The organism is Psychrobacter communis, from assembly GCF_014836505.1.
In the GTDB taxonomy this organism is placed as follows: domain Bacteria; phylum Pseudomonadota; class Gammaproteobacteria; order Pseudomonadales; family Moraxellaceae; genus Psychrobacter; species Psychrobacter faecalis.
Genome location: NZ_JACSQR010000070.1, coordinates 1 through 2,488, shown reverse-complemented (window position 1 = coordinate 2,488; position 2,488 = coordinate 1). Strand labels below are relative to the sequence as shown.

The 2,488-nt window shown below is 44.3% G+C and carries 3 protein-coding genes; all 3 read right to left on the bottom strand.

Going from position 1 to position 2,488, the window contains the following annotated elements:
* Positions 1-387: 387 nt before the first annotated feature.
* Complete coding sequence (locus H9653_RS12270; RefSeq protein ID WP_191692578.1) at positions 388-1,365, bottom strand: zinc-binding dehydrogenase; 978 nt, start codon at positions 1,363-1,365, stop codon at positions 388-390.
* A gap of 159 nt (positions 1,366-1,524) precedes the next feature.
* On the bottom strand, positions 1,525-2,151 hold the full coding sequence (locus H9653_RS12265) for a GDYXXLXY domain-containing protein (RefSeq protein ID WP_191692577.1): 627 nt from the start codon (positions 2,149-2,151) through the stop codon (positions 1,525-1,527).
* Positions 2,148-2,488, bottom strand: a 341-nt coding sequence (locus tag H9653_RS12260) for a DUF4401 domain-containing protein (RefSeq protein WP_191692576.1), incomplete at its 5' end; no start/stop codon positions are given. The genes H9653_RS12260 and H9653_RS12265, both read right to left, overlap by 4 nt.

Genomic DNA, 2,488 nt, shown 5'->3' with positions numbered 1-2,488 from the left:
AATCGTTGTTATGACAGTTATGAGGCTATTGTCGATGCCGCTTGCTTGGCTTGGAATAATTTGCTTAAACAGCCACAGAGGATTCGGTCGTTAACTGCTCGTGCTTGGGCGCAACTTTAATTGTTGGGTTTGGTATTATTTTAATTCAATGTTTTAATTTTTAAGCGACGTCAATAGATAATTGTCCATCAACCTTAACAAGCGGGTCTTGCGAGCTGCAACCTGACTTTGGTAAAGGAACGTTGTTGCTATTTATCAAGATATTGCGCGGTAGGCTATAAGAGATAGGTTAGAAAAAGTCGCCATAAAAAATGGCAGCACTCTTAATAAAGAACGCTGCCATTGTTAATAAAACGAAGGTTAGCTAAATAATAAATGAATAATAATTCAAGGTTTTAGCAGTACCTTACCTTTTTTGCCTGACTGCAATTTGCCATCGACCGCTTTTACGATGTCGGCCAAATCAAATACCGCTTCTACAGGCAGTTTTAATTGTCCGTCTACCGCTCTATCGATCAGCTCATTCACTAGGCGCTGCTTATTCTCCACACTCATCTCTTGACTGAGCTTACTGCCCCAAAAGCCTTTCATCACCGCTTGCTTGAAAATCATATGGGTCGGATTGATGACCATAGGTCTGCCCGACATCGCCCCAAAGGCGGCGAAGGTGCCACCATGACCGAGTAACGATAACAAATCGCCACTATTTTCACCGCCGACCGAATCCACCGCCGCACTGATTTTATCATTACCGACGATCGCTTTGACTTGCTCTTTCCAGTCATCATCTGAGGTGTTGATATTGTTTTTGATACCGAGAGTATCTAACTCTTTTATGGCATCGTCACTTCTTACCAGATTAATGGTTTTGACGCCGCGCGCCGCCGCTAGCATGGCAAGCGATTTACCAACGGCACCGTTGGCGGCATTATGGATAACCCATTGACCGCTTTCTACTTCTAAGAACTCTAATAGCATCAACGCACTCAGCGGCATGGCAATCAGCTGCGCGGCCATTTCATCTTCTAAACTATCAGGGATAGGAAACACCATATCCGCTGATGCGACAAAATACTCTGCCCACGTTGCTTGTACACTGGCAGCCGCCACGCGTTGCCCGACTTTTAAGCCTTTAACTTCACTACCAACGGCATCGATAACGCCTAAGGCTTCGCTACCACCGATAGCCGGCATTTCAGGTTTAAAGCCATACTGACCGCGAATGGTAAGCAGGTCATGGTTATGGATGGAGGCGAGAATGGTTTTGACGCGCACTTCATTGGCTTTTGGCTCGGGGATAGGACGGTCGCCGAGGCTTAATACTTCAGTTGGTTTGCCAAAATGATCATAAGTTGCACTACGCATAATAAATCCTTTTTTTAATTGTTACGTTTTTTTCAAATGTTTTTGACAAGCGAATAAATTTGTAGCCATCAACAGTAGCAAACCCAGCTTGCTTATCGCAATATTACTTTGGTAAAGCAAAGTAGTCAGCGTTAAGTGAGCAGCATTTAGTTGGTTTCATTAATCATTAGCAGTTTGTTCTGTGGTTATTTGTTCTGCATGTGCCTGCTCTGGACTAATAACCTTAAAATCGTCATCTACTAAATTGGTCAGTAGCGGCTCCCCTTTATCATTAATCCGAAATAGCCCATATTCTGCTGCCTCAAATGCTTCGCCATGACCTTCTTGGAAGAAAAAAGCATTGGTCGCAAGCTGCATTACGCCGTTACGGATACGGTAGTGAAGCGCCATCTCATTAGAGGCTAGATTTCTAGGCTGATTAGCCGCTAAGCGCTTAAACTGTCCGACATTATGTTGGTCTAAAGCGACAATGACATAGCCTTGTTCGTTAATAGGATAGCTACCGGGGTCTTTATTTAAGGCAGCAAATACGTCACGCTCTAGCGCATAGCTAAGCGTCATATAGTCGCCTTGCATAAAGCCGCGTGGATCAACGGGTGCAAGCGCTAATAAAACCGTATCGCCAGTCGTAAGATGGTTTTCATACTTTACGATATTCCTCGTCATCACCACCAATACCAGCGCCAATCCAAGAAGGGCAATAATAATCGTGACTGCCGGTTTTTGTAGCCAATAGGTCTTTGATGTGTTTTTAAGCAAGCGCTTGGTCAAAATTTTATCATTCATGACAGCCGCTCCTGATGATCGTTAGCGCTTGATTTTATCTGCGCAAAATAGCCTTTGATAAGCAGCCAGCGCAGCAGAAGTAGTGCGATACCGATGACCAGCATAGAGGCAGACTTGACCAATAAAGACGTATCGAGCTGATAGTAATACCAAAAGATATAACCGACCGAGGCGATAACGCCCAGTCCTAACAGCACGCGTTGGCTATTAGCAGTAGCAATGATAATAATCAAACTGGTGGCCAATAAGCCTGAGACATAAATAACCCCAGTTCGGGATAAGCCACATTGTAACTTATTGATACTATTTACAATGTGGCTACCTGTCCCTGCTGAGG